The sequence below is a fragment of the Burkholderia sp. BCC1047 genome (assembly GCF_902833155.1).
Lineage (GTDB): Bacteria > Pseudomonadota > Gammaproteobacteria > Burkholderiales > Burkholderiaceae > Burkholderia > Burkholderia sola.
This window is the reverse complement of record NZ_CADFEH010000003.1, coordinates 355342-377380: the sequence shown is the minus strand read 5'-3', so window position 1 is coordinate 377380 and position 22039 is coordinate 355342. Positions and strand designations below refer to the sequence as shown.

Here is a 22039-nt window from a genome sequence, read left to right as displayed (position 1 = left end):
CTTACTTGTGGGTCGCCCAGAATTCGGCGTGAATCTGGTTGATGTCCTTCTTCTCCGGCTGGTTTGCGTCGCCGGTCCGTTGTGTCGAGATGCTCGAGTTTTTGCTGCGCACGAGCGCAGCCGCCGCGTTGAAGTAACCGGCCACGACGGCGCACGGCAATCCAGCGGGGTCCACGCCGCCCAGCACCGTCTTCACGGTCTCGGCGTTTTCGTTGTCGAGAGCGGCACGCAGCGCGCGGCGGCGCAGCACGCACATGGCATCGACCGTCTTCTTGCGGACCGCCTTCGCGTCGAACGTCGGCAGCCGCACGCCCGGCGCGAGGATCTCGGCGCGCGAGAGCGCGTCCTGAAACTGGTCGCGCAGCGCGGTGCTGTCGCCGGTACGAGCGCCGGTCTTGTCGTCGTCGCCTTCGCCGGCACCGTCGTTGTCCATCGTGCCGGTGCCGTCCAGATCGTCGTCATCGCCGTCACCGTCGCCGGTCTGGGTGCCGCCGCCTTCGAGCTTCGTCACACGGTCGGCGAGCGCGTCGATCTTGCCGTTCGTGGCTTGGATCGCGTCGAGCACCTGCTTCAGCGGATCGCCTTCGCCGCCGCCCGCGCCATCGTCGCCCGTCGCGGAGACAGCCGCCTTCGGATCGGCGCCGGTACCGGGCATGTGGATGTGAATCTGGGGTTGGCCGTCGCCACCCTCGCCGCCTTCGTCGCCGGTCATCTCGCTCGCGACCTTCTCGAACGCTTCGGAATCGCGCGTCATGAACGCCTTGCGCAACGCGTCGACGAACTTGGAGCCTTTCTTGGTTGCCATGCTTGCATCTCCTGTCGGGAGTAGGTTGGAACTGCTATCCCCGATCGAACACACGGGGCCACAGCGGGCGCTTTTCACGAGGGCGACGTGGTTGCCCACGATCACCACCTGTCGCGCCCGCCCAGGCGCAATCTGTTCGTAGTCGGCGTCGTAGCCGTTGCTGACCTGCGTGAGCGCGTCCGCGCCCTTGCTCTGGACGCGTCTGATCGCCTCGGCGTCGGTGATCAGCAGATCGGCGAGCATCAGCTCCGCCTGGTCGCCTTCGCCTTGCCGCACGTTGCGGACCGTGCCGCGCGCCACCGACATGTAGTTCGCCGGCGTCACGAAGTCCGGCGGATGGTCGATCGTGATCGGCTTGCCTTCGAAGCTGGCGAGCGTCTCGGGGCTGAACAGCACGTCGGCCGTGCGCTCGGCGACGATGACGCCGTCCTTCGCCTCGATCTCCGGCAGTTCGAAGTAGGCGTAGTCCTGCGCGCCGACGCGCGCGATCGGCACGGCCTCGCAGAGCAGGAAGCCTTCCGGCGTGATGGACTGCCGCTCGCCGAGCTGCTCGGTCGCGTACACGCCCGACGCGGTGATGCCGTCGCGCGTGTGCGCGCGGGCGCGCGGCGCATGCGAGCCGCACGTGCACGCGTGATCAGTGGTGAAAATGCGCATATCAGTCTTCGATGCTGGTTCGGACGCCGCGCGCGATGACGCCGCGGACTCGCTCGTAATCGGGCTCGGTGCATGTGAGCCGGCACCAGACGGCCAGGGATCGGAGGTACAGCGGCAACCACCACGCGGTGCGCACTCGCACGCGCAACGTCGTTCGATGTGTCGGCATACTCAGTCAACCCAGTCAGGAATCTCGACCGTCTGCCCGGCCAGTTCGTGTGTGCAGTCGCCGCAGAACTGGATCCGGCCATCCGTGATGAATGAATGGCAGACGTTCTGGCGGTCGCCGGGGCCGGGCCACGACACGAGGATCGACGGCGATAACGTCGGGGCATCGACGCTGCCGTTCCAGTTCCATCGCGCCGGGCTCGGAGAATCGCAACCATGCGGATAGACGACGTGCAGCTCACCGCACGGACACTCGAACAGCAATGATCCGCTGCTGTCCTGTTTCATCTTCGCCATATCAGTCCGTCGGAAGCACGACTTCGGCCCAGCACCGGCAGTTGTAGATGCAGCCCGGGTGCGCCCGTGCGCCCGACCGCTTATCGGCGACCGGCGGCTTGTCCCACGTGAAAAACTTGCCTTCCAGCTCGCGATGGTCCTCGCGGACGTCCGAGTCGCCCGACGTCCGCCAGAAGTAGCCGGGGCTGCCGACGTCGAGCGCGCGCGCCTCGGTGAGCGTCGCGGCCGTGCGACTGACCTCGGTTCGCGCGATCGTGTCCGCCCGGCTTTTCGCGACCTGCCCAGACTCCTGAATCGCCTTCGATATCTGCGCGGCGCGCGTGCCGTCGACGATTCCTTCGAGCGTGAGCCGGTGCACGCGCTCGGCTGCGTCGAGCGGGATCGACTTGATCAGCCGGACCTGCTCGGACAGGAGCGCGCGCATCGTCTCGCCGGTCGCCGCACCGCGGATCTCGTCGCGCAGCGCGCGCGACATGTCGGCGGCCTGCTTCATCCACATCTGCGCGTCGCGCCGATTCAGGTCGGCGATCATGCGCGCTGCGGTTGCCTCGGCCCACGGCGCGAGCGCCTCGGCGTACCGCCGCAGCAGTTCCTCGATCGTCGGCGCATACGACGCGTCGTCAGCCGGAAAGCCATTCACGAGCACGCCGACCTGATGGGCGATCTTTCGCAGCTGACCGCCGTACTGCCGCTCGGCGCCGCTCAGCCGAACCGGGTTCTTGCGCCGGTCGCGCTTTCGATCGAGGGTGAGGATCATCGACGTCGGAAAAGTCTGCGAAGCAGAGAATCGTTCGTGCGCGCGGCCGCGCCCGGCGTCGGGCCGAGCGGAAGCGTCGGATCAATACCCGGCGGATCCTCGCCCTCTTCGTCGCGCTCGGCCTGCTCGATTGCTTCGTCCGGGATGTCGCCGAACATGCCGGTGTCGGGCGACGACGCCTTCAGCTCGCGCATGCCCTGGCTGCGCGGAATCAGGTCGGCGTCGACGGCCTTCGTCACCGAGTCGACCGTCTTGTTGCCGATCTCCGCCTTCTCGGCGGCCGACATCTCCTGCAGCGGGTTGAACTCGTACGAGAAGTCCTCGGGCAACGGCTGGCCGATTTCCGACCGGCACATCACGTCGAGCAGCCCGTGCAGCGGGTTGCGCATCCGGCGCTCCTGCCGCGTGTGCACCTTCTCGTGATACAGCAGGCGCGACCCTTCTCCCGTGTCGCTCAGGCCGGCCGGCTGCTGGCCGAACAGGCGATCGAGCGGAATGCCCGTCGCGCCGCTGAGCTGCATCGCGAACTGGAGCAAGACATCGGACAGGCCGCTGAACGCGTACTGGTGCGTCTCGAATTTGTCGGTCGAGTCGATGAGGGTGATGCCCTCGTTCGACTGCCCGAGCCGGATCATCTCGACCTGCTTCAGCAGGCCGTTGAGCGCCGGGCCGCCAGCCGCGATGATCTCGCGCAGCTTCTCGACGCTCAGCGTGCGCAGATGCGCCTTGTAGACGAGCTGCCCGGCGCCGACCGTCGCGCTGTCGAACGCGATGAGCCGGTCCCACATCGGCTCGAGGATCGACAAGCCCCAGCCGTTCTCGCTGATGCGCTGGTAGTACGGCAGTGCCTCGCCGTCCATTCGCAACACGCGCGAGTGGTGAATGCGCCCCTGCGGCAAGCCGATCGTCGACGGCAGCACGTCGTAGTACTTCGGCATGCCGAGATCGGGGCCGAACTCGGTCACGACTTCGCCGACCGGCGGCGCAACCATCCAGCGGTCGAGCACGAGCAGGCCCTTGAACTGGCCTTTTCCGATCGTCTCGCGCCGAAGCGGCTGCGACATGTCCTGGCCGTCGATCAGCATCACCGCGATAGCGCCGCCGTACAGCTGCGCCCACTTGCCGGTGTCGCAGAGCTGGTCCCAGATCGCCTTACGCGTCAGCGCCGTCTCCATCTTCGACACGTCGGTCGGATCGAGCCCGGACATCTCGATGCCCTTGCGGGTCATGTCCTCCGGAATCGCGTCCACCGCGGCGCGCACGATCCACGATCCGCGGTACGCGGCTTCCAGCCAGACGCGGTTGCGGCTCTGGTACGACAGCGTGTACTGCGCCGCCGACGCCTGGTTGTCGGCGCCCCATCCGAGCCGCGCTTCGAAGTTTGCGAACGAGTCGACCGTGCGATGGGCGTGCGTCGCCGCGGGCGCGCGCGGCGGCCGGGTCTGTTGCTTCCGTTTCGACATTCCGGGAAATCCTGTCGTGCTCAACCGGCAAGCCGCTCCCAGACCGACAGGTCCTTCGCGCCTCCCAGCATGTCGTTGATAGCGTCGACCATCGGATCGATCTGGTCGTCGTGCATGTGCGTGTCGTCAGCCTTGAACGAGTCGCACTCGGTCAAGAAGTCGCTGACCCATGCGGCATCCAGCGGCACGCCGACGTTGCCGGCGTCGATGTGGCTGACGACGTCCATCACGCGCGTCAGCTTGTCCTTCACCCGCTCGATGCCCTCGATCGGGATGCCGCCCTCGGCCTGAATGTCCTGAATCAGCCCGGTACCGCTGGACTTGTCCTCGACCTTCATCTGCCGCAGCACCGGCGCGCCCGGATCGTCAGCACCGATGGCCGCATGCTTGTTCCAGAAGTCGATCGCGCGCCGCTTCAGCTCGGGCGCCTTCCACTTCCCGCGCACCAGGTCGATCAGGTACACGCGGTTGTCGTACCCGAGGCCCCAGCACTCGAACACGCTGTAGTCGTTCCGCTCGGCGGTCTTCTGCGCCGTGTCGGCGAAGATCTTCCGGTACTGGAGTTGCGGCAGCGCGCCGTAGCGCAGGAACTTGCCGCTCTGGATGATCCCACCACCCAGCGGCGACGGTCGCTGCATGTACTGGCCGTTGAACACGTACGCGTCGGCCTTCTCGGACGCGAGCAGCTCCTGCAGCGGTTCCTTGTACGGCCAGTAGCTGTACCGGCCGTCCTCGTCACGCTCGTCGCGCTCGACGCGTTCGCGGATGTGCGCCGGCAGCTTCGCGACGTACTCGTCCGTGATCAGCGCCGGGATCTCGATGAACTCCCAGTCGCCCGGCAGCTTGCCGGCCTTGATGAAGCCCGTCGGGTCCTCCTCGGCGAGCCGCTGCATGATCACGATGATCGGCGTGTCCGGATTCGCCTTCCGGCTCTTCACGGTCGACTGAATCTTGCGGTTCGCCTTGTCCCGGTTCGTCTTGCTATACGCGTCCTCGACCTTCAGCGGGTCGTCGATGATGATCGCGCCCTGCCAGCCGTGGGTCATGTGCCCGGCGCGGAAGCCCGTGATCTGGCCGCCGAGAGACACCGCGTACACGCCGCCGGCTTTCTTCCCGTCGACCAGCACGTTCCAGCGCTTCTTCGACTTCGCGTCGTCAGCGACCTTCAGCGGCCAGAGCGCCTGGTACTCGTCGGATGAGACGATGTCGCGCGCTGTCTCGCTGTTCAGCAGCGCGAGGTCGTCCGAATAGCTGATGTGCAGGAACCGCGCGCGCGGGTTCAGCGCGAGGCCGCGCGCGATCAGGTTGATCGCGACCAGCTCAGTCTTCGACGAGCCCGGCGGCACGTTGATGACGACGTTCTTCAGCGTGCCGTCGATCACGCGCTGCACCGTGTCGGCGATCAGCACGTGGTGCCAGTTGACGCGGAACTTGATCGCCTGGCGGTGCTTGAAGAAGTACCGGCTGAAAAACAGGTGATCCCGCTCGCACTTCGCCTTCAGGACGGCCCGCTCGATGGCGGGGTCAATACTCGTCTTCGAGCTTGGCGACGGCGGCTGCGACCTGGCTTTCATCGACGACGACCGTCCTGTTCTCGATCGGGCCGCCGTTCTCCCCAGTGTGTTCGAGGCGGCGCCGGTTCGTGTAGGCGTCGCCGGATTCCTTCGCAGCCTGTTCGAGCAGCTGCGCCATCAGCGGCAGGTTGTTGCGTCGCTCCGCTTCCGCGACGGCTCGGTCGAGCGCGCGCAGGCGCACCGCGCGGTGCGACACACCGATGCGGGATGTGTCGTTCAGGAACTCCGCGCGCGTACGATCGAAGATCTCGCGGTACTTCTTGCTGAGCGTCGCGCCGGCCCGCTTCGTCGGGTCGTAGCGCTCGCACTGCTGTGGCGACACCTCGACGCCGAACTCCTCGCGCACGGCCTTCGCAGTGCGCGAGATCGTGTCGAAGCACGCCAGCGACTGCACGATGAACAGCTTGATCGTTGCGGGAAGTGCTGCCATGGCGGGAAAACGTTCGGGTTACGCGGCTCAGCTTGTCAGATGTGCGTCCACGTGCGACGCGATCGAACATCGCGGATAGTACGGATGGAGACGGCGAATTTCTGAGCCAGCCTGCTTTCGCTGCGATCAAGCTGGCGGATCTCGCGAACCGCGCACTCGGTCAGCTTCGAGTGACCGTTCTGCTCGCCGACAGCGGATAGGCCGCCGACACGGTATGCGTGAAGCCGGTTGCCGCTCGCGGTTACCCACTCCAGGTTCGAGATGTGGTTGTTGGCACGGTTGGCATCAATGTGATTCACCTCCGACGCGCCGGCCGGTCGCTCGAGGAACGATTCAGCGACGATCCTATGAATTCGAACCGACTGGCGCTTTCCAGGACGAGATAGATTCACCGACGGGTAGCCGCAAACCAGGAAAGTCGCGAGCACTCGGCCGGCGATACCGCTGTTCCTGTTCGTGAGCCGCTTGATCCGCCCGTGATCGCTGACCGCATAGTTCGGCCACTGCGCGATGACACGCCACTGCTCTTCGTTCATGCCGACCTCAACATACATGTCCCGCATGCGCGCGCGATCGATACCGACGAAATCGTCGGGCCAGCGTTCGCGGCTCTGACCATCTTGGCGATAGGTCCGTCGCGATCGCCGACGCCGTATCTCTCCACGATCCCGACGAACTCTTCAACGTCATGTGCCCGGATGCCCAGCTTGGGAAACCCGTCCCTTGTGAAGGCTGGGGCGCCGAACTCATCCGTCTTCTGAGCGATGTGCATCAATTCGTGCTCGACGAGCGCGCACCATTGCAGGTCGCTGCACTCGCGCGCGTAATGCGCGTCGAGCGTAATCAGGAACGCCGGCACGCGGCCGAACCACTCGCAGAGCTGCTGCTCCTGCCGGGCGCGCTGCCAGCCGCCGGCGCGGATCGTCACCTCTTCGCACTGGCCAACGACGCGCCGCATCTGGCGCACATTCTCGACGGCCGCCCAGAGGTAGGCGACGTCGGCGTCGATCAGGTGCTCATGGTCAGGGTTGTGCAGCGGCGCGCCGTCGCGCAGGAGTGTGTCGTTCACCCACTCGGCGACGCCGTCGGCCGGCGTGATGTGCCGGATCCAGTTCGAGTCGTCGAAGAGGATGTCGGGCGGCACCGGACGAGATACTGGCAACACATTCGCTATCGCAGCAGATCTGCTCATCTTGTGACATCTGCAGTTTGAATCGAATAATGAAACGCTCAAGTCAATTCCGCCAATTTTATTCAAATAGCGAAATTATTAAGATAATTCAACGGCGTTGACTTAAATCACTCGATTAACGCAATATCTTCATGGCCGCGCGCTGAGAACGCGGTCGCGGAAAATCGTCTAATAAGCGCAAACAGGAGAGCATTAATGACTACCGCACGAGCAACCGAACAGGCCGTCGAACTCGTCAAAACAGCACTCGCATCCGGTTTGGTCGCACCAGCCACCGGTGACCGGTGGTTCACTGACCCTGCCAAAAATGGAGAGCAACTCGGACAATTTATCGGCGCAACCGTGGCCAAGATCGCCAAGGAAATAGACGCCCTGTAGGAATCGGGACTATTAAAAGTCGGTTTAGATCCAGCCGACCCAGTAAAAAGCCCGCTGATTTTCGCTCAGCGGGCTCGAAATGCCTGGTGCCAGCAGGGCGGCGGAAACCCGTCTGCACCTTTCGGCGCGCTGGCTGATCACCTCGCTGCGTCTTTCCCACCGGCGCAGCTAAGGCCGAGTCGAGTATAGCGCGGACAGGCCATAACGAAAAAGCCCGCTGGCTTGTCGGCTCAGCGGGCTTTGGTCGCAACTCTGCAATGTGACGAAAATTTATACCCTGTCCGCCACATTTGCAAGGGGAATTTTCGCCGTACCCCTTACGCCTCAACGGCCTCCGCGATCGTCACGTTGTTTCGCTCGAAGAGCGGCGTCAGCCGCTTCACGGCCTGGTGCTCCAGCTCGACGAGGCGCTTCCGAATGATTTGCGCGTTCCGCTCGAGCGTCCGGACCGTGACGTGCGTCTCTTCCGATATCTCCCGATACGACAGCCCGTCCTGGCGCAGCCGCGCCTGCGAATGCCCAGCGATGAGCGCCATAATCGCCTTGCCGTTCGTCACGGTGAGCGACGGCCGCAGGTACGTCCGCATCTCGACGAGTGCCCGCTTCCACTCGGCCGACGGCGGGACTCCCGGGTCTGCCGCGCGTGTGGCGCTCGCCGGCCGCGCCGGCATCCCGCAGGCGTATCGCAGCCACACCGCGTTGCGTTCCGGCTTCAGCAGGTGATCGCGCACCGCGCCGACGACCATCGCGCACTGGGCCCGGATTTCGTCACCGCTCAGCCCGTCGAAGTTGATCGTGCCCGACGAGCTGCCGTACAGGTAGTCGAGGAATTCAGCCTGGCGCGTGCTCAGACGGCCAACCGATTCGAGGATCTGGATCAGCGCCAGGCGGAACTGCTGCTTCTGCCGCGGCGGCAGCGACGTCACGAGAAAGCTGACGTGCAGCGCCTGTTGCGTGTTCTCGAAGATGGCGATCACCGGCCACCCCGCGTCATCATCGCCAGCGCCTGCCGCCTATTGAGCTCGGCCATGTAACCGGACAGGTTGCTCGTGAAGTCCGGCCGGATGCGCGTGTCGACGTGCGTGCCCGGCGAGCGGCTCGTGCCCGCGAGCGAGTACATGCGGCCGCGACTCTCCGAATGGCAGTCGAGCCGCGCGAGCGCAACGTCGAGCGACAGCAGCTGGCGCACCGACGAAACGGGATGCTTCAAGCGGCGTGCGAGGTCGTGCGCCGAATAGCGGATGCCGGGCTTCATGGCCGCGATCATCGCGTTGATGGTGAGTTTGCTTTTTGCTTTCAAGGCCCCGCTCCTATGCTGACTTCAAATTCAATTCGATCGCCTCGATCCGCACGCCCGGCGTGCGCGCGTAGCGCTTCGACACCCAGAGGTCGACGACCTGGCCGTCGTCGACGTACACCACTCCGTTCATGCCGTCCTTCAACGCCTTGACAACGTTGTCGGCGTCCGGCTTCTTCGTCGCGCCGATGGCGCCGGCGGCCGCTTCGCCCTGGCGCTTCGTCGACCAGCTCGCCGGAATCGGCAGGCCGATGTGCACGATCAAGCGGATGGGGCCAGCGTACGGCGCAGCGCTGCGCATCGCCGTGCGGGCGGCCATCTTCACGAGGTTCTCGTACCGCTCGGTCTTCTCGGGCGTGTACGTCGTGACGTGCGCGCCGCGGCGCGCGAACTTCGGGCGGCCCTTCGCGACAGGCGTACCGGGAACGACGAACTCGACGCGCTGCGCGATCGGCGAAGCGGCGATGAGGGACTGCTGCGTCATGCCGTCACCTCGTCGGGAACGTCGTCGGTCACCGGCACGCCGCTGATCGGGCGCAGCCATGCGTCCGGAATCCATCCGGTCTTCAGCTCGCACGGCCGAAACGTGAGAACGTCCGTCGCCGGGATCGGCGTGGGCGCTTCGACGTACCAGCAGAAGCCGAAGCCCAGGTAGTCGCCGTAGGGCGCCTTCACCTCGACGATGCGGTCGCGGGCTTCGCCGCGCGTGATCACGGCCATGTCGCCGACTTTGCAGTTCATCGCCCTTCCCCCATCAAAGCTCCGGCCGAGACGGGGCCGGCAGTGTTGCGAAACGCGCGGTTGTGGTCGTCCCACCACGGGCCATCGCCCGCGGCGTCGAACACGCGCAGCTTGAAATCGAACGGAGGTTCGTCGCGGCCCTGCTCGACGCCGAGCGCGGCGCCGTGGTCGACGATGCCGGTCCATGAGCGCCACCAGTCGCCAACCGGGCGTGTCCCGGGCGCTGGCTTCGCGGCGCGCGCGGCAAGCAGATCGCCGAGGATTAGCTCGAGCAGGCCGAGGTTCAGCGGCTGCTCGGAGCGCTCGCGCTCCCTGCGCTTGCGCCCCGTGGCGACGGCCGCACGGAGGTCGTCGGCCGTCACACCGCGTCCGGGCCAGCTCGCCAACCGCGCGTCATCGGCGGCGAAGCCGACGCCCGACGAGCGAAGGATCTCGACGAAAGCGGCGGCGGCGATCGGCGCGTCGTCGCGCGCTACTGCCTGTGCTGTGCCGCCGCCGCTTGGGTTTACATCTTGGTTATTGGTTGTTGGTTCTTGGTTAGTTTTAGAACCGGTTATGTCTGGGGGGCCGCTTGCATCCGGATGGGAACCCGGAGAAAACCCAGTGGGTTTTTCTTGGGTTCCGGATGGGTTAGGTTTGGTACCCGATCCGGTAGCCGTCCGCTTTTTCGGCCGTCCACCCTTCTTCCCATTCTCTTGAGCGGTTTCAGCGCGCAAACGGTACGCCGCGATCTCCATTTCGCAGCGATCGTGCACATATCCGGCGTCACTTTTCGTGAACTTGAAGCGCAACAGGTTGGCGACGGCGCGACGCTCGTCCTCGGTGCTCACGCCAATCGCGTAGCAGACCTCGTCGAGATCGAGCGGCAACGGCTTCTCCGTGTCGTAATAGACGTCGATGAGGTCGCGGTAGATCCAGCGCTCTACGCGGCTCATGTTGACCGTTCCCGAGCGGAAATCGCCGATGTGATGGGGGTAGTAATTCATGGGCGCCATTCCTCCACGAGCTTTGCGCCCTTCGACCGATTACACGGCCGGCAGGAAGTCACGAGGTTCTGTTCGGTCGTCGGGCCGCCGCGCGACAACGGGACGACGTGGTCGGCTTCGAGGTAGACGCCACGGGCGCCGCAGTATCGGCAGGTGTAGTCGTCGCGCGCGAAGACGACGGCGCGGATCCGCGCCCACTCGCCGGACTCCATCTCCAGCCGGCGGATCTTCCGCGCCATCAGCCGAAGCTTGATCGGCCAGACACGGCGCGCGTGCGCGGCAATTTCAGGGTGATACAGACGACCGTCGGCACATTTCACCCAGCCTCGCAGCGCATGTTCCTTCACGCGCTTCCAGCTCTTCGACTGAGACAGATGGCCGAGCATGCGGTCGTCCGCCGGGAGGCTCGCGGCAGGGATCTGATGCCAACTCTCGAGCCACAACGTGATCGCGGCCGCGCGCTCGTCGCCGCTGCCGAGGATCCACGTTTCTGACGTGAGCAGGCGCTTCACCTCGAGCGGCATGAACGGAAAATCGCGGAGGTTGCAATCCGCTGGGGTGAGAGGATTCGGGAGGTCGTTCATTGGGCTTCCCACAACAATTTCTGTCCACGCAGATACGCAGCGGTGTCGATGCGCGGTCGCGCGGGCGTGTTCCAGTTTCCGCCGCCGCGCTCGCCGATGAGACGCCATCCGGCGCCCCGCAAACTGGCGCCGGCCTCGGCGGGCAACGTGTATGTGATGAGCCGCGCGTAGCCGAGCGCACGGGCCGCGCGCCACGCTGCGCCGTACAGCGCCGAACACGCATTGCGCGTGCCGTCGGTGCAGCAGCGCGTCACCTCGAGCGTCCAGCCGTCGTCGTTGCCGCGCGCGACCGGGCGGCCGACGATTGCAACGCCGCAGATACCTGTGCAATCGTCTCGGCCCATCAGCATGTCGTCGGCTACGGCGATGCTGAACTTGTGGCCGACAACGGGCGCGTGGTGCCGGTGATGCTCGGCGACGAATGCGTTTGCCTCTTCAAGCGAAATCGGAACGATGACGAGGGTCACGAAGCCTCCAGCATCAGGCCGGGCTGCCGCAGGCGATCACGCTGCAGCGGTTCGTAATCGGGATTCAGCTCGCAGCCGAGAAAGCGGCGGCCGAGCCGCTGCGCGACCTGGCCGGTCGTGCCGCTGCCGAAGAACGGATCGAACACGACGTCGCCCGGCCGGCTGCCGGCCATCACGCAGGGCTCGACGAGCGCCTCGGGAAAGGTTGCGAAATGCGCGCCGTCGAACGACTGCGTCGGGATGGTCCAGACGCTGCGACGGTTGCGGGTACTGCGCATGTCTGAAAGCGCAGCATCCATGCTCGTGTTGTTCTTCACGCCGCTGCCGGCCGCCGAAAGCTTTCGCCCCTTTTCTCGGCCATCGCGGTGAAACGAGCCGTGCGCGCCCGGATGCGTTGCCCATCCGTCCGGGGTTTTGTATCGATCCTTTGGAGCGGCATCGTATCCATGTCCGAAGCCCGGGCGTTTGAGCCCCTGCGCTTCGCGCCGAGCGTGTGCGCCGCCGCTGACCGGTTCCTGCATCGCATCGAAGTCGTAGAAGTACTGCTCGCTCTTGCTCAGCAGGAACAGGTATTCGTGCGCCTTCGTGCAGCGATCCCGCACGCTCTCCGGCATGGGGTTGGGCTTGTGCCAGATGATGTCCTGCCGGAGATACCAGCCCGCGTCCTGCAGCGCGAACGCGAGTCGCCACGGCTGGCCCATCAGGTCTTTCGGCTTCAGGCCAGTGCGCTCGCGCGACCCGGTACCGCTGCTGCGGTGTTGTGCGGCCGCGATCTGCTGCGCGCTGATCACCGATCGATCCGACATCTGCCCGGTACGTCCCTGCGCGCCCCACGAACCGGCGTACGCGTCGCCCATGTTCAGCCACAGCGTGCCGTCGTCCGCGAGCAGCTCGCGAGCGAGCTCGAACACACCGACCAGCGTGTCGATGAACTCGCGCAGCGTCGGCTCCTGCCCGATCTCGCGATGCTTGTCTGGGTGGCCGTCGGGCAGATACGAGCGCAGGCCCCAGTACGGCGGCGACGTCACGATCGTCTGCACGCGCACGCCGTCGGCGATCATCGCGCGCATCAGGTCACGGCAGTCGCCGCGGTGGGAACGGTCGAGCCAGGTCACGCCACCTCCCGCGCAATGTGCGGCAGCGGCTCGGCAGCCGATTCGATCGCGGCCTGAATGCGCTCGAGCTGCTGACGGAGTCGCCTGATTTCGGTATCGATGCTAAGCCTGCGCGCGGCTTCTCTGCATGCCATGGCGATCCGCGCTGCGCTCGCGCTCTCAGGCAGTCCAAGCGCACGCGCCAACTCGACACGCGCGCTGTCAACCTGCGCCGCGTCGCGTTTCGCATCCTCCTTCGCACGACCGAGGATCAGTCGCCGCTCGCTTTCGGCTTCCTCCGCGAGCCCCTGCAGTCGGTCGGTGGCCAGCTTCAGGCGACGCTCGGCATGCAACCGGTCGCGCATCGCATCCGCGACGATGTCGCCGAGCCGCCTCCGGAGCGTTTTCTCGATCGACCATTCGCTATGAAGGCCGACCCGCAGTTGCTCAAGGTTCGTGTTTGCGAGCCGCGCCATGCCGTCGATGATCAGCTTGATCCACGCGTCGCGCGGCAGGTTGTCGACGTTCTTCAGCGTCGGTCCCTTCAGCGAACGCCAGCCATCCGGGCCGCGCACTATCAGGCCGCACCCGGCCGGGATGTCTTCTTTCTTCAGCAGGCCGGCCGGCGCCGCGAAGATCACGCCGGCGGCGAAGCGCAGATACGAGGTCCATTTCCCCGCCGTCACGTCACGCCGGAAGTCGGCGACGCTGATCTTGCATTCGTAGGCGATCGGCTGGAACCGCGCGAACGAGCACGGCACCGTGTAAACATCCGGCCGCGGCGAGCCGGCCGGCCCGAGCTGCATGTCGGTCCATACCAGGCGATCGGATGCGCCGCGAAGATGTGCGGCGAGATCCTTGGCGAGGTCATCGTGCGCCCAGTTCATGCGCCTCCCCAGTGCACGCCGGCTCCCGCCGCCAGTACGCTATGATGGTTTCGCCGCGGGAGTGCGCGGCCAATTTCACGACGGGGACCACGATGCCAATCATGACTGTCACGGCCGCCATCGCCGGCCTGAAGAATGCCGTCGATCTGGCAAAAGCAGCAGTCGCAGCGCGAGATGAATTGAAGCTCGCCGAGATGCAGCAATCGATCAACGATCGCGTCATAGACGTTCAAAATGCCGCGCTTGCCCTGCAAGAAAAGCAGGCCGCTGCGCGTGATGAAATCGATGAATTGAAGGAACAACTTCGTGCCGCTAACGCAAAAGCGGCTGAATTCGAGGAAGCGCTCACGGTGCGCTCCGAGTACAAGCTCGACGCCGTCTCTGACCGCGGTTTCGCATACCGATATGTCGGCACGGAAGAGCCCGTGCACTTCATCTGCCAGGGTTGCTTCGACAACAAACCCAAGTGCGAAAGGGTTTTGATTTTCACCCCTGGCATACCGGGGCGCATTATTGCGCGGTACACATGCCCCGGCTGTAACACCGAAATTCGCGTTTAGCGCAGCCGCGGAATGTGTGCTCCAGGCACGATGGCTCAAGCGAGATGCCGCGCGCTCGAACAGTTCGGTCAGCACGAGCCGCCCTCCTTCGTGTCGTCGATCGGCGCCGCCTCGGGTCGCACGCGCTCGAGCATCCAGAGCTGGTCGGCCCGGAACGCGAGGTAGTCCTGCGGAGGATCGCGGAAGATGAAAAGGTGCCTGTTCTCGACGATGCCGAGATAGGTCATGGGGCGCCCGAGCTTTCGGGCGAACGGCTTGCCGACGTCGCGCTGGCTGAGAGTCAGCGTCATGCGGCCACCTGCCGCTGGCCGAACGCCTGCTGGACGAACTCGCCGATCGCCTGCTGGCTGAGCTGGCGATATTCCTCGATCGCCTTGCGCTCCTGGATTCGGAGCCACTGGCGCGGATAATCGCAGCCGCTGAACATGCAGAACAGGTGCAGCTTCGTCGCAGGAAACGGCCGGCGCCCGGCGATTAGATCGCCGAGGTGCGGATAGTGGATCTTCGATTTCTTCGCGAGCGTCTTTCGATCGAAGCGCGTGACGCCGATCTCGAGCGCCTTCGCCAGGCACTCCTCGAACGTCATAGCTTCGATCTCGCTCTCGGGCAGCGTGGCGGCCGGCGTCCACAGCGCGAACATCCTGATTTCTGGCTGGTTCATACGAAAAATCAATCGTTACCCAGTTGGTTACCCACTTGCTTACCCAGTTGGCACCGGGGCGAAATAAAGGCCAGGACAACACCTGGCCAGCTATCAACGAATGCAAACCATTGCGATCAGTCGACGCCTACACGAAGCGCGTCGCGCTGCCCTCCATCTGACGTACACGCGCCCATGCGTCCCGGCGCCGAAGCGGCCGACGCGTCAGGCCAGATCAGATGCCAATCGGTGGGGCGAAAGTCCCTGTACGGGATGCCGACGGCGTTCCCCACCAGGACGCAGTTCTCGGGTCTCATTGCATTGGGGGAATGCAGCCACTTGTGGATGTGCGGCTGCTTTTTGCCGATCAGGCGGGCAAGTGCGGACTGCGACCCAGCTTTTTGGATCGCTGCCTGCAGAGCCGGCACGGAGCAATTGGTCGGTTTCATGCGGCAATACTATAACCAAAGTTATTCATCCGCAAGAACTTTGGTTATTTGCCGCCCTACAACCAAGGTTATACGATGCCCGCTATGGAAAATCCTGAATTCGGGCGCCGGGCAAAGGAGCGTCGCGAGGCACTGGGCCTGTCCCAGAAGCACATCGCGGAACTTGTCGGCGTATCGCAGCCGGCGATAGCCAAGGTTGAACGAGGCGGCAGCACCACGACCACGAACGGGTTCGCGCTCGCGCGCGCACTGCAAACCACGTTGGAGTGGCTCGAATTCGGCGACGCGGCCCAGCCGGTTCCGCCCGGCTACGATCGGCTCGACGAGCTCGGCCGCGCCAAAGTCGAGGCGTACATCAGTGGGCTGCTTGCCCAGTCAGCTCCGCACGATTCGCCTGCTCAGGACGAAGACAGGCCGATTGGCGGCTGATCCGCGCAGCCTCTTGCGGAAGCGGCTCCAGCGACGCATCCCAGAACGAAAACTCCCGTGTCACGACCGGTCGCTTCATCCGCTCCGTGAAACCGAACGCAGGCTTCTCGAGCAGCACGTCCCATAGACCATCCGACCGCAGCCGCTGAATCGCCACGATCGTGCCGACCAGCGCAGGGTTCCTACTCGCCACCACCCTAGCCAAGTCCCCAGGCCTGCACCGCAGGCGCGTCTTCGATTCTTCTTTCACTGGTCGCCCTCGTCCTCGGTTTGCCACAACACTGTATGCATGTACAGTAGTTTAGCCTCACTTCCCGAAGACTTTCAACTGCCGTCAGCAGACGCTTAACAAACGGGCCGCCGCCCACCTTGTTACAAATTTCCCGCCCGATCGATAACTTTGGTTGTTGACACACTGATAACCTTAGTTATAATTCCCATCAACGCGACACCGACGCCGCGCCACCGCCCCAAGCGGATCGCTCTCTAACAATCGAAGGTATGCCGGGACCGCACACGCGGAGCAACCGGCCGGCGCGATCAGCGTCGTGAGTCAGGACAGGCGCAGCGCGCTAGGCCGAAGTTTGGCTACCGCTTGCTGTTTGAACGGACCTGACACAAGACAGCGAAGCACGACGTGATCGAACGCGTTGTATTCGACACAAACCCATGGCGACCCAGAGCCTGCGCAGCAGGGAGTAGCTGGGCGCCATGGAGAGCTTTACCGATTGAGCTCGCATAGCCGAGATCAGTCGATAAATCTCTTCAGGAGTATTTATGGAGTTGGAAGATCCCTGCATTGATCACGGGCGCCGAGGCTATGGATGGGGCTATGCCCGCGCATATCGAAAAGGAAAGCCTATCGGCCTTCACATCCTCGTTCTGATGGAGGCCACAGGCGAAGAGCGAAACGGCCGATTCGCACTGCACTGGTGCGATAACCCCCGATGCATCAACCCCAAACACCTTCATTGGGGAACTCATCAAGACAACATGCGCGAACGCAACGAACGGGGTCGTGCCAGAGGTGGGCGCCTACCTGGAGAGTTGTGTGGAAAGGCAAAGTTGACCAACGCACAGGTAGCAGAAATCAAGGCCATCTATGAATCGGGCGATGTGCTGCAAAAAGACTTGGCGAAAAAATACAGTGTCTCGACAGCTCAAATTTGCCGGATTCTGAAAGGAAAAGCACGTCAATGGGGATAGTCGTAATCGGCACAAAACCTCGCGCGGCCCGGAGCCGGCACGGCCGGGAGTAGCCGGGCGCGCGAGTGATGCAGTCTCATGGAGCCGGAATGCGCAGGCTGATGCGCGACCAGCTGAGCGCTGGAGTCCCAAAGCCGGAGATCAGCACCGGCCCGGCTCCATGAGACTGTCCCGAAACAGCTCTGACTGGTGGCGGTTCTTCTTTTGAGGCGTCACCAGTCAGAGCTGCGCACGCAGCGTTGCAGTTCAAGACTGCAATTTGATTAGCAATCCTTTATTCAAGGGGAAGCGATGCACCCTCCTCGAACCCTTCACCACAACGTGCGCACCCTGCCCGCTCGGGTCGACCGGCGCGCCGACCAGCAGCAGGCGGCGGCCGACGCCGCCGCTCTGGCGCGCGACGAGCGCAACGAAGCGATCGCCGACGGCGTCACGTTCGACGTGCTCCCGTTCACGGCCGAGCAGGTCGCGGTGCTCGACGCGGCACTGCGTCGCGGCTACATCGAGGACGTGTACGAGGTCTGGAACGTCTGCAAGGCAGTTCTAGACGCGGAAATCGCGCAGCGCATCGCTGACGCTGACCTCGCGGCCGTGCCGCGTTTCGCCGACGTCTACTGCTCGGGATGCGGCCAGAAGTTCGGCCCGGGCAACGCTGGGTTATCCCACTGCGCCGACCACACGATTCGACGCGCGCTCGACGACTGACCAACCGCTCCCGCTACAGGAGAAAGACATGCAAACCGAATTTGACCCGCGCTTTGTCGTGACGCTTGCGGCGCTCCGCAAAGCCGGCGCGTGCTACGACGGCTACAACAAGCTGGTTCGCTCGATCCAGGGCGAAACATTCAGTGCTGAAGACGCGGATCGCAGCAGCTACATCCGGTTCTAGCACGACGCCGAAATCCCTCTGCTCGACATCCTCAAGAGCAATGGGCTCGACGATGCACTTTGGGCGCTTCGCTGCGTATCAGGTGCCGACCGTGATTTGCGATTGTTCGCCGTCTGGTGCGCGCGGCAGGTCGAGCACCTGATGGAAGATCAGCGCAGCAAGGACGCACTGAATGTCGCCGAGCGCTTCGCGAATGGTGAGGCTACCGAGGAGGAGCGGGACGCCGCACGGGCCGCCGCAGGGGCCGCCGCAGGGGCCGCCGCATGGGCCGCCGCATGGGACTCCGCATGGGACGCCCAAGCAGAAATGTTCACACGCATGTGTCTCGGCACCGCTCCGTGGCAACAAGCCAAGGTTGCCGCCTGACCAACCGCGCCCGCTACGGCGGGCAATCTGACCTTACCGGAGCAAGACATGGGATTGGATGCAACTGCGTACCGCCAGATCATGAAGATCGATTGTGTGTTCGATGACAGCGGCGAGCCGATCGACCCGCTCACCCGCGAACCTATCGAATGCGATTACCTGCGCGTCTACATCAATCCCGATTTTCCGGGCCGCGCTGATGATCTTGTGGATCGTGCTGTTTATGGCTACGAGGACGCTGATGAAGCGTTTTCGGGTGGGTACAGCCGCTACAACTTCTGGCGCGAGAAGCTGGCGAAGCTTGCGGGCTATCAACCAATTTCGGTCGATCAGTACGGCACGGGGAAATCGGAACTCCGACACGACCATGCCGCATGGAACGCCACGAGCGGACCGTTCTGGGAGCTGATCTGCTTCAGCGATTGCGAAGGCGTCATCGGCTCGGCGGTGAGCGCGAAGCTCGCGCAAGACTTCGCCCAGTTCGATGAGCAAGCGAAGGCCGATGAGTCGTTCTACGCGATCTATTCGCAGTGGCGCGCAGCGTTCGATATGGCCGCTCAGAACGGCTGCGTCCAGTTTAGCTGATCGGCAATCACACCACACTATCTGGAGACTCACGTGAATATTCAAATCCTGAACCGCTGGACCCTGAAAGTCATTTTCGAGTGCGAAGCGGATTCGATGAAGGTTGCTGTCGAGCTGGCTTGCAAACAGGGAACGTACCTGCGCGGCGCGTACCTGCGCGACGCGGACCTGAGCGGCACGTACCTGCGCGGCACGTACCTGCGCGGCGCGAACCTGAGCGACGCGGACCTGAGCGGCGCGAACCTGCGCGGCGCGAACCTGAGCGACGCGGACCTGAGCGGCGCGAACCTGAGCGGCGCGGACCTGCTGCCGATCAAGGCAGATTTCATCGAAGTGATATCGCAGGCTCCGTGCGAGGTTCCGGCGCTGATTGACGCATTGAAGTCCGGCCGCGTCGACGGCTCGACCTACTCGGGCGAATGTGCGTGCCTCATCGGCACGATCGCGAATGCGCGTGGGATCGACGTCGATTCGACTGAACTCGGCATCCCGAAGGATTCGGCGCGCCCGGTCGAGCGCTTTTTCATGGCGATCCGCAAGGGCGACACGCCGGAAACGAATGACGCAGCGAAGCTCGCGCTCGAATGGGCCGAAACGTGGCTCGACACTCAGCGCAAGTCGTTCGCGTCGTAATCCGCGCACCACACCGAGGGACCACATGGACGAGATCAAAGACGGCGGCCCGCGCGAGATTCCGGCCGTCCCCGAAAGGACGCCGATGGACGCCTTCGAAAACGCGATTCGAGCGGTCGGCGTCGTCGCCGCATGCGAGTGGTTCGGCTACGCGCCTGATAGCGAGTTCACACGAATCACGATCGCTACGCTGATCGAGCGCTCGAACGAATCGAGAGGTGAAGCATGAACGAGATCAAGCACACGCTCGGTCAAGTCTGGCTGCAGCGCGCGAAGGAACTCGCTCAGGAGCGGGCCGATTCGAGCTTCGCGTACGGCGAATTGCCGTCCGACGCGGGCGAAACCGAGTCGGCCGATGCTTACGCGCGCTCGCTCGCGGCCGATCGGTCGCTCGACGCGCACCTTCAACCGATGGCGCACCTGATCGACGCACTGCACCTGGTCGCGTCGAAGACCGTGCTCACGTCCGGTATCCGCGCCGTTGTCGACGACGCGCTGGCGAAGGCAGGTTTCCGCGCGCCCATGCCTGTGTCGGATCCCGTTCGCCACATCACCATCGCAGGAATCGACCGATGAGCACCCTCAAATCCCCCGCCCAATGCGGCGACCTCGCCGAAAGGCTGATCGCCGACTACGTGCGCAACTGCGGGGCATACGGAAATCCGGACGCGCTCGCGAACGTGATGGAAATGCTGATCAGCAAGACGGCGCTCGGCATCGCCATGGTCGGCAGCGAGGCGCTCGCGCATCAGATCCTCACCCGGACAAAGCACAACGTCTCGACGTTTGCCGAGCGGAATCTACGGAGGAATCGGTAATGCGTTCACCCCTCAACAGCTTGCAGCCTGTATTTCGTCAATACAGGCAATCGCCTGTATCGCGCCTGCGCTACGTGATCGAAGGCTCGGCATGGGCGTTCGCGTACGGCGTCGCGATCGGCGCGCTCTGGTTCGGCGCTGACCTGGCCGGCCCCTACCTGCGGAGCCTCGGATGACGCCCTTCGACCTCCTCGGCGCGCTGCTCGACCGGGTGTTCGAATGGAATCCCATAGCCGGCTACCTCGTCGCGCTCGCGATCGCCGCGGTGTGCACGTTCGTGCTTGCCCGGCTCAACGCGGACGGCACGGCCATCACGGCACTCGTCACAAGGCCCACATGAGCCGCTTCACCGACCACGCCGACTTCTTCGAGCGTCAGCATCCGCGTGCTGCCCGGGCGCTCGTTCTCGCGACCTTCATCGCGGTTGCAGTTATCGCGATCGCGATCGACTACTTCTGCAAGCGCTTCGGAATCCTCTAAGCGCCGCCGTCGCACCCATCGACACCACGTTGTCCGCCATCTGCCGCGTCGACCGATGCGCGCCTCTCGTCGTTCTATCTGGAGTTCCAAGACATGAAAACCATCGACACCCAACCCGTCGAGTCGTCGCAGATCCATAGCATCGGCTACGACGCCGAATCCGAAACGCTCGCGGTCCGCTTCAAGGATCGCAAGACCGGCGCGCGGACGTCGCTGTACCACTACAGCCGATTCACGCAAGCGAACTTTGATGCGCTCAAGGGCGCCGACTCGATCGGCTCGCACTTCTACAAGCACATCAAGCCGTTCCCCGATCGCTTCCCGTACGTATGCATCGAGAAGATGCCGGCACCGGCTGCGGACATCGACGCCGAAACCGCGGGTGCGGCATGACTCCCTCGGTCTATACCGTGCGGGCGTCGAGCTGGGCCGGCCTGTTCGATTGCGCGTATCGCTGGGAAGGCATCCACCTCATGAAGATGCGCAATGTCGTCGGCCTGCGCGCGGCGCTCGGTACCGCGATCCATGCCGGCACGGCCGTCTTCGACCAGGCGCGCCTCGACGGCTCCGGCCTGACGGTCGACGACGCTGCCGGTGCCTTCGTCGACAAGCTGCGCGACCCGGAGAACGAATTCGACCCGGCGCGCGACGACCTGAGCCTGACGGAGGCCGAGCGCATCGGGCTCTCGCTCACGACGAAGTACTGCCTCGAAGTTGCACCGCGGTACAACTTCATCGCCGTCGAGATGGAAACGAAGCCGCTCGAAATCGACTGCGGCGGCGGCATCACGATTCGCCTGACCGGCACGATGGACCGGGCGCGCGTGCGCCGCACTGCGCTCGGCCCTGGCATTGCCGACCTGAAGAGCGGCTCAGCCGCGGTGCAGAAAGGCGTGGCGGTCACAAAGGGACACGGCCCCCAGATCGGCACCTACGAGATGCTCTACGAGCACACGACTGGCGAGCTGATCGCCGACACCGCCGAGATCATCGGCCTGAAAACCAAGGGCACGCCCGAGGTCGCCACCGCATCGGTGAAGGACGCCAAGCGCGTGATGATCGGCACCGAGGACGAGCCCGGCCTCATCGAATTCGCGGCCGACATGTTCCGCACTGGTCGCTTCTATCCCAACCCGAAATCGCTGCTCTGCGACGCGAAGTACTGCCCGCGGCACGGCGTCTGCAAATTCCACGAGTAACGAGGCAC

General features: G+C 64.3%; 35 protein-coding genes and 1 pseudogene. 16 read left to right on the top strand and 20 right to left on the bottom strand.

The genetic code is table 11. The features are described from left to right. Position 1: 1 nt before the first annotated feature. The 8 genes from HWX55_RS05810 to HWX55_RS05775 form a co-directional block, all read right to left on the bottom strand. Complete coding sequence (locus tag HWX55_RS05810) at positions 2-1369, bottom strand: DUF2213 domain-containing protein (RefSeq protein ID WP_244140495.1); 1368 nt, start codon at positions 1367-1369, stop codon at positions 2-4. Positions 1370-1633: 264 nt separating this feature from the next. Next, on the bottom strand, positions 1634-1927 hold the full coding sequence (locus HWX55_RS05805; RefSeq protein WP_175974628.1) for a DUF6527 family protein: 294 nt from the start codon (positions 1925-1927) through the stop codon (positions 1634-1636). A gap of 1 nt (position 1928) precedes the next feature. Next, entirely contained in the window at positions 1929-2684 is a 756-nt protein-coding gene (locus HWX55_RS05800) for a phage minor head protein (RefSeq protein ID WP_175974626.1), read from the bottom strand. After that, a complete protein-coding gene (locus HWX55_RS05795; protein ID WP_175974624.1) occupies positions 2681-4147 on the bottom strand; it encodes a DUF1073 domain-containing protein in 1467 nt (488 codons plus the stop codon). Before HWX55_RS05795 ends, HWX55_RS05800 begins: the two co-directional genes overlap by 4 nt. A 20-nt stretch (positions 4148-4167) precedes the next feature. Next, positions 4168-5721, bottom strand: coding sequence for a phage terminase large subunit (gene terL, locus HWX55_RS05790; RefSeq protein ID WP_175974622.1), 1554 nt, complete (start codon positions 5719-5721; stop codon positions 4168-4170). After that, positions 5672-6151 carry a DUF2280 domain-containing protein gene (locus HWX55_RS05785; RefSeq protein ID WP_175974620.1) on the bottom strand — a complete coding sequence of 160 codons (480 nt, stop codon included), beginning with the start codon at positions 6149-6151 and terminating at the stop codon, positions 5672-5674. Before HWX55_RS05785 ends, terL begins: the two co-directional genes overlap by 50 nt. A 35-nt stretch (positions 6152-6186) precedes the next feature. Continuing rightward, on the bottom strand, positions 6187-6687 hold the full coding sequence (locus HWX55_RS05780; RefSeq protein ID WP_175974618.1) for an HNH endonuclease: 501 nt from the start codon (positions 6685-6687) through the stop codon (positions 6187-6189). After that, entirely contained in the window at positions 6684-7343 is a 660-nt protein-coding gene (locus HWX55_RS05775; protein ID WP_175974617.1) for a putative metallopeptidase, read from the bottom strand. Before HWX55_RS05775 ends, HWX55_RS05780 begins: the two co-directional genes overlap by 4 nt. Before the next feature lie 195 nt (positions 7344-7538). Between HWX55_RS05775 and HWX55_RS05770 the strand changes: the two genes are divergently transcribed. Further along, the gene (locus HWX55_RS05770) at positions 7539-7721 is read left to right on the top strand and encodes a hypothetical protein (RefSeq protein ID WP_156349303.1); all 183 of its coding nucleotides are present in this window, start codon (positions 7539-7541) and stop codon (positions 7719-7721) included. Between the two features lie 317 nt (positions 7722-8038). On the opposite strand, the gene HWX55_RS05765 is transcribed toward HWX55_RS05770, so the two are convergent. The 9 genes from HWX55_RS05765 to HWX55_RS05725 are packed head-to-tail and all read right to left on the bottom strand — an operon-like array spanning position 8039 to position 13777. Then, entirely contained in the window at positions 8039-8647 is a 609-nt protein-coding gene (locus tag HWX55_RS05765; RefSeq protein ID WP_175974615.1) for a hypothetical protein, read from the bottom strand. A gap of 47 nt (positions 8648-8694) precedes the next feature. Continuing rightward, positions 8695-9021, bottom strand: coding sequence for a hypothetical protein (locus HWX55_RS05760; RefSeq protein WP_175698500.1), 327 nt, complete (start codon positions 9019-9021; stop codon positions 8695-8697). Positions 9022-9031: 10 nt separating this feature from the next. After that, a complete protein-coding gene (locus HWX55_RS05755) occupies positions 9032-9502 on the bottom strand; it encodes a RusA family crossover junction endodeoxyribonuclease (protein ID WP_175974614.1) in 471 nt (156 codons plus the stop codon). Continuing rightward, entirely contained in the window at positions 9499-9759 is a 261-nt protein-coding gene (locus HWX55_RS05750) for a hypothetical protein (protein ID WP_175974612.1), read from the bottom strand. Before HWX55_RS05750 ends, HWX55_RS05755 begins: the two co-directional genes overlap by 4 nt. Further along, entirely contained in the window at positions 9756-10745 is a 990-nt protein-coding gene (locus tag HWX55_RS05745) for a YdaU family protein (RefSeq protein ID WP_244140494.1), read from the bottom strand. The genes HWX55_RS05750 and HWX55_RS05745 overlap by 4 nt, the downstream gene beginning before the upstream one ends. Further along, positions 10742-11329 carry an HNH endonuclease gene (locus HWX55_RS35935; protein WP_208458708.1) on the bottom strand — a complete coding sequence of 196 codons (588 nt, stop codon included), beginning with the start codon at positions 11327-11329 and terminating at the stop codon, positions 10742-10744. The genes HWX55_RS05745 and HWX55_RS35935 overlap by 4 nt, the downstream gene beginning before the upstream one ends. Beyond that, positions 11326-11796, bottom strand: coding sequence for an XF1762 family protein (locus HWX55_RS05735; protein WP_175974608.1), 471 nt, complete (start codon positions 11794-11796; stop codon positions 11326-11328). Before HWX55_RS05735 ends, HWX55_RS35935 begins: the two co-directional genes overlap by 4 nt. After that, complete coding sequence (locus tag HWX55_RS05730) at positions 11793-12911, bottom strand: site-specific DNA-methyltransferase (protein ID WP_175974607.1); 1119 nt, start codon at positions 12909-12911, stop codon at positions 11793-11795. Before HWX55_RS05730 ends, HWX55_RS05735 begins: the two co-directional genes overlap by 4 nt. After that, complete coding sequence (locus tag HWX55_RS05725; RefSeq protein ID WP_175974605.1) at positions 12908-13777, bottom strand: hypothetical protein; 870 nt, start codon at positions 13775-13777, stop codon at positions 12908-12910. Before HWX55_RS05725 ends, HWX55_RS05730 begins: the two co-directional genes overlap by 4 nt. A gap of 101 nt (positions 13778-13878) precedes the next feature. On the opposite strand from HWX55_RS05725, the gene HWX55_RS05720 reads away from it, so the two are divergent. Beyond that, entirely contained in the window at positions 13879-14337 is a 459-nt protein-coding gene (locus tag HWX55_RS05720) for a hypothetical protein (RefSeq protein WP_175974603.1), read from the top strand. A gap of 68 nt (positions 14338-14405) precedes the next feature. Here HWX55_RS05720 and HWX55_RS05715 read toward each other — a convergent pair whose 3' ends face one another. From HWX55_RS05715 to HWX55_RS05705, 3 genes are all read right to left on the bottom strand, one after another. After that, entirely contained in the window at positions 14406-14627 is a 222-nt protein-coding gene (locus HWX55_RS05715; protein WP_175974601.1) for a hypothetical protein, read from the bottom strand. Beyond that, positions 14624-14998, bottom strand: a complete 375-nt coding sequence (locus HWX55_RS05710; protein ID WP_175974598.1) for a hypothetical protein — start codon at positions 14996-14998, stop codon at positions 14624-14626. The genes HWX55_RS05715 and HWX55_RS05710 overlap by 4 nt, the downstream gene beginning before the upstream one ends. A gap of 116 nt (positions 14999-15114) precedes the next feature. Then, positions 15115-15426: a YdaS family helix-turn-helix protein gene (locus tag HWX55_RS05705; RefSeq protein WP_175974597.1), complete on the bottom strand. Its 312-nt coding sequence runs from the start codon at positions 15424-15426 to the stop codon at positions 15115-15117. An 84-nt stretch (positions 15427-15510) separates the two neighbouring features. Here HWX55_RS05705 and HWX55_RS05700 point away from each other — a divergent pair, with 84 nt between their 5' ends. The 14 genes and pseudogenes from HWX55_RS05700 (at position 15511) to HWX55_RS05635 (ending at position 22031) form a co-directional block, all read left to right on the top strand. Continuing rightward, positions 15511-15855 (top strand): helix-turn-helix domain-containing protein, encoded by a 345-nt coding sequence (locus HWX55_RS05700; RefSeq protein ID WP_175974595.1) that lies wholly within the window; start codon positions 15511-15513, stop codon positions 15853-15855. A 777-nt stretch (positions 15856-16632) separates the two neighbouring features. Next, on the top strand, positions 16633-17061 hold the full coding sequence (locus HWX55_RS05695; protein ID WP_175698511.1) for an HNH endonuclease: 429 nt from the start codon (positions 16633-16635) through the stop codon (positions 17059-17061). Between the two features lie 291 nt (positions 17062-17352). Beyond that, the gene (locus HWX55_RS05690; RefSeq protein WP_175974593.1) at positions 17353-17766 is read left to right on the top strand and encodes a hypothetical protein; all 414 of its coding nucleotides are present in this window, start codon (positions 17353-17355) and stop codon (positions 17764-17766) included. A 28-nt stretch (positions 17767-17794) separates the two neighbouring features. Beyond that, positions 17795-18316 (top strand): annotated as a pseudogene (locus HWX55_RS05685) (hypothetical protein). Between the two features lie 48 nt (positions 18317-18364). Next, positions 18365-18901, top strand: a complete 537-nt coding sequence (locus tag HWX55_RS05680) for a hypothetical protein (RefSeq protein WP_175974590.1) — start codon at positions 18365-18367, stop codon at positions 18899-18901. 33 nt (positions 18902-18934) lie between these two features. Next, positions 18935-19534 carry a pentapeptide repeat-containing protein gene (locus tag HWX55_RS36305; protein ID WP_279612665.1) on the top strand — a complete coding sequence of 200 codons (600 nt, stop codon included), beginning with the start codon at positions 18935-18937 and terminating at the stop codon, positions 19532-19534. A 25-nt stretch (positions 19535-19559) separates the two neighbouring features. Beyond that, positions 19560-19763 carry a hypothetical protein gene (locus tag HWX55_RS05670; protein WP_175974588.1) on the top strand — a complete coding sequence of 68 codons (204 nt, stop codon included), beginning with the start codon at positions 19560-19562 and terminating at the stop codon, positions 19761-19763. After that, on the top strand, positions 19760-20110 hold the full coding sequence (locus tag HWX55_RS05665; RefSeq protein ID WP_175974586.1) for a hypothetical protein: 351 nt from the start codon (positions 19760-19762) through the stop codon (positions 20108-20110). The genes HWX55_RS05670 and HWX55_RS05665 overlap by 4 nt, the downstream gene beginning before the upstream one ends. Then, the gene (locus HWX55_RS05660) at positions 20107-20352 is read left to right on the top strand and encodes a hypothetical protein (RefSeq protein ID WP_175974584.1); all 246 of its coding nucleotides are present in this window, start codon (positions 20107-20109) and stop codon (positions 20350-20352) included. The genes HWX55_RS05665 and HWX55_RS05660 overlap by 4 nt, the downstream gene beginning before the upstream one ends. Further along, positions 20352-20528, top strand: coding sequence for a hypothetical protein (locus HWX55_RS05655; RefSeq protein WP_175974582.1), 177 nt, complete (start codon positions 20352-20354; stop codon positions 20526-20528). Before HWX55_RS05660 ends, HWX55_RS05655 begins: the two co-directional genes overlap by 1 nt. Next, a complete protein-coding gene (locus HWX55_RS05650; protein ID WP_175974581.1) occupies positions 20525-20692 on the top strand; it encodes a hypothetical protein in 168 nt (55 codons plus the stop codon). The genes HWX55_RS05655 and HWX55_RS05650 overlap by 4 nt, the downstream gene beginning before the upstream one ends. Further along, positions 20689-20832, top strand: a complete 144-nt coding sequence (locus tag HWX55_RS05645) for a hypothetical protein (protein ID WP_175974579.1) — start codon at positions 20689-20691, stop codon at positions 20830-20832. The genes HWX55_RS05650 and HWX55_RS05645 overlap by 4 nt, the downstream gene beginning before the upstream one ends. Before the next feature lie 93 nt (positions 20833-20925). After that, positions 20926-21225, top strand: coding sequence for a KTSC domain-containing protein (locus tag HWX55_RS05640; RefSeq protein WP_175974577.1), 300 nt, complete (start codon positions 20926-20928; stop codon positions 21223-21225). Beyond that, complete coding sequence (locus HWX55_RS05635) at positions 21222-22031, top strand: PD-(D/E)XK nuclease family protein (RefSeq protein WP_175974575.1); 810 nt, start codon at positions 21222-21224, stop codon at positions 22029-22031. The genes HWX55_RS05640 and HWX55_RS05635 overlap by 4 nt, the downstream gene beginning before the upstream one ends. Positions 22032-22039: the final 8 nt, after the last annotated feature.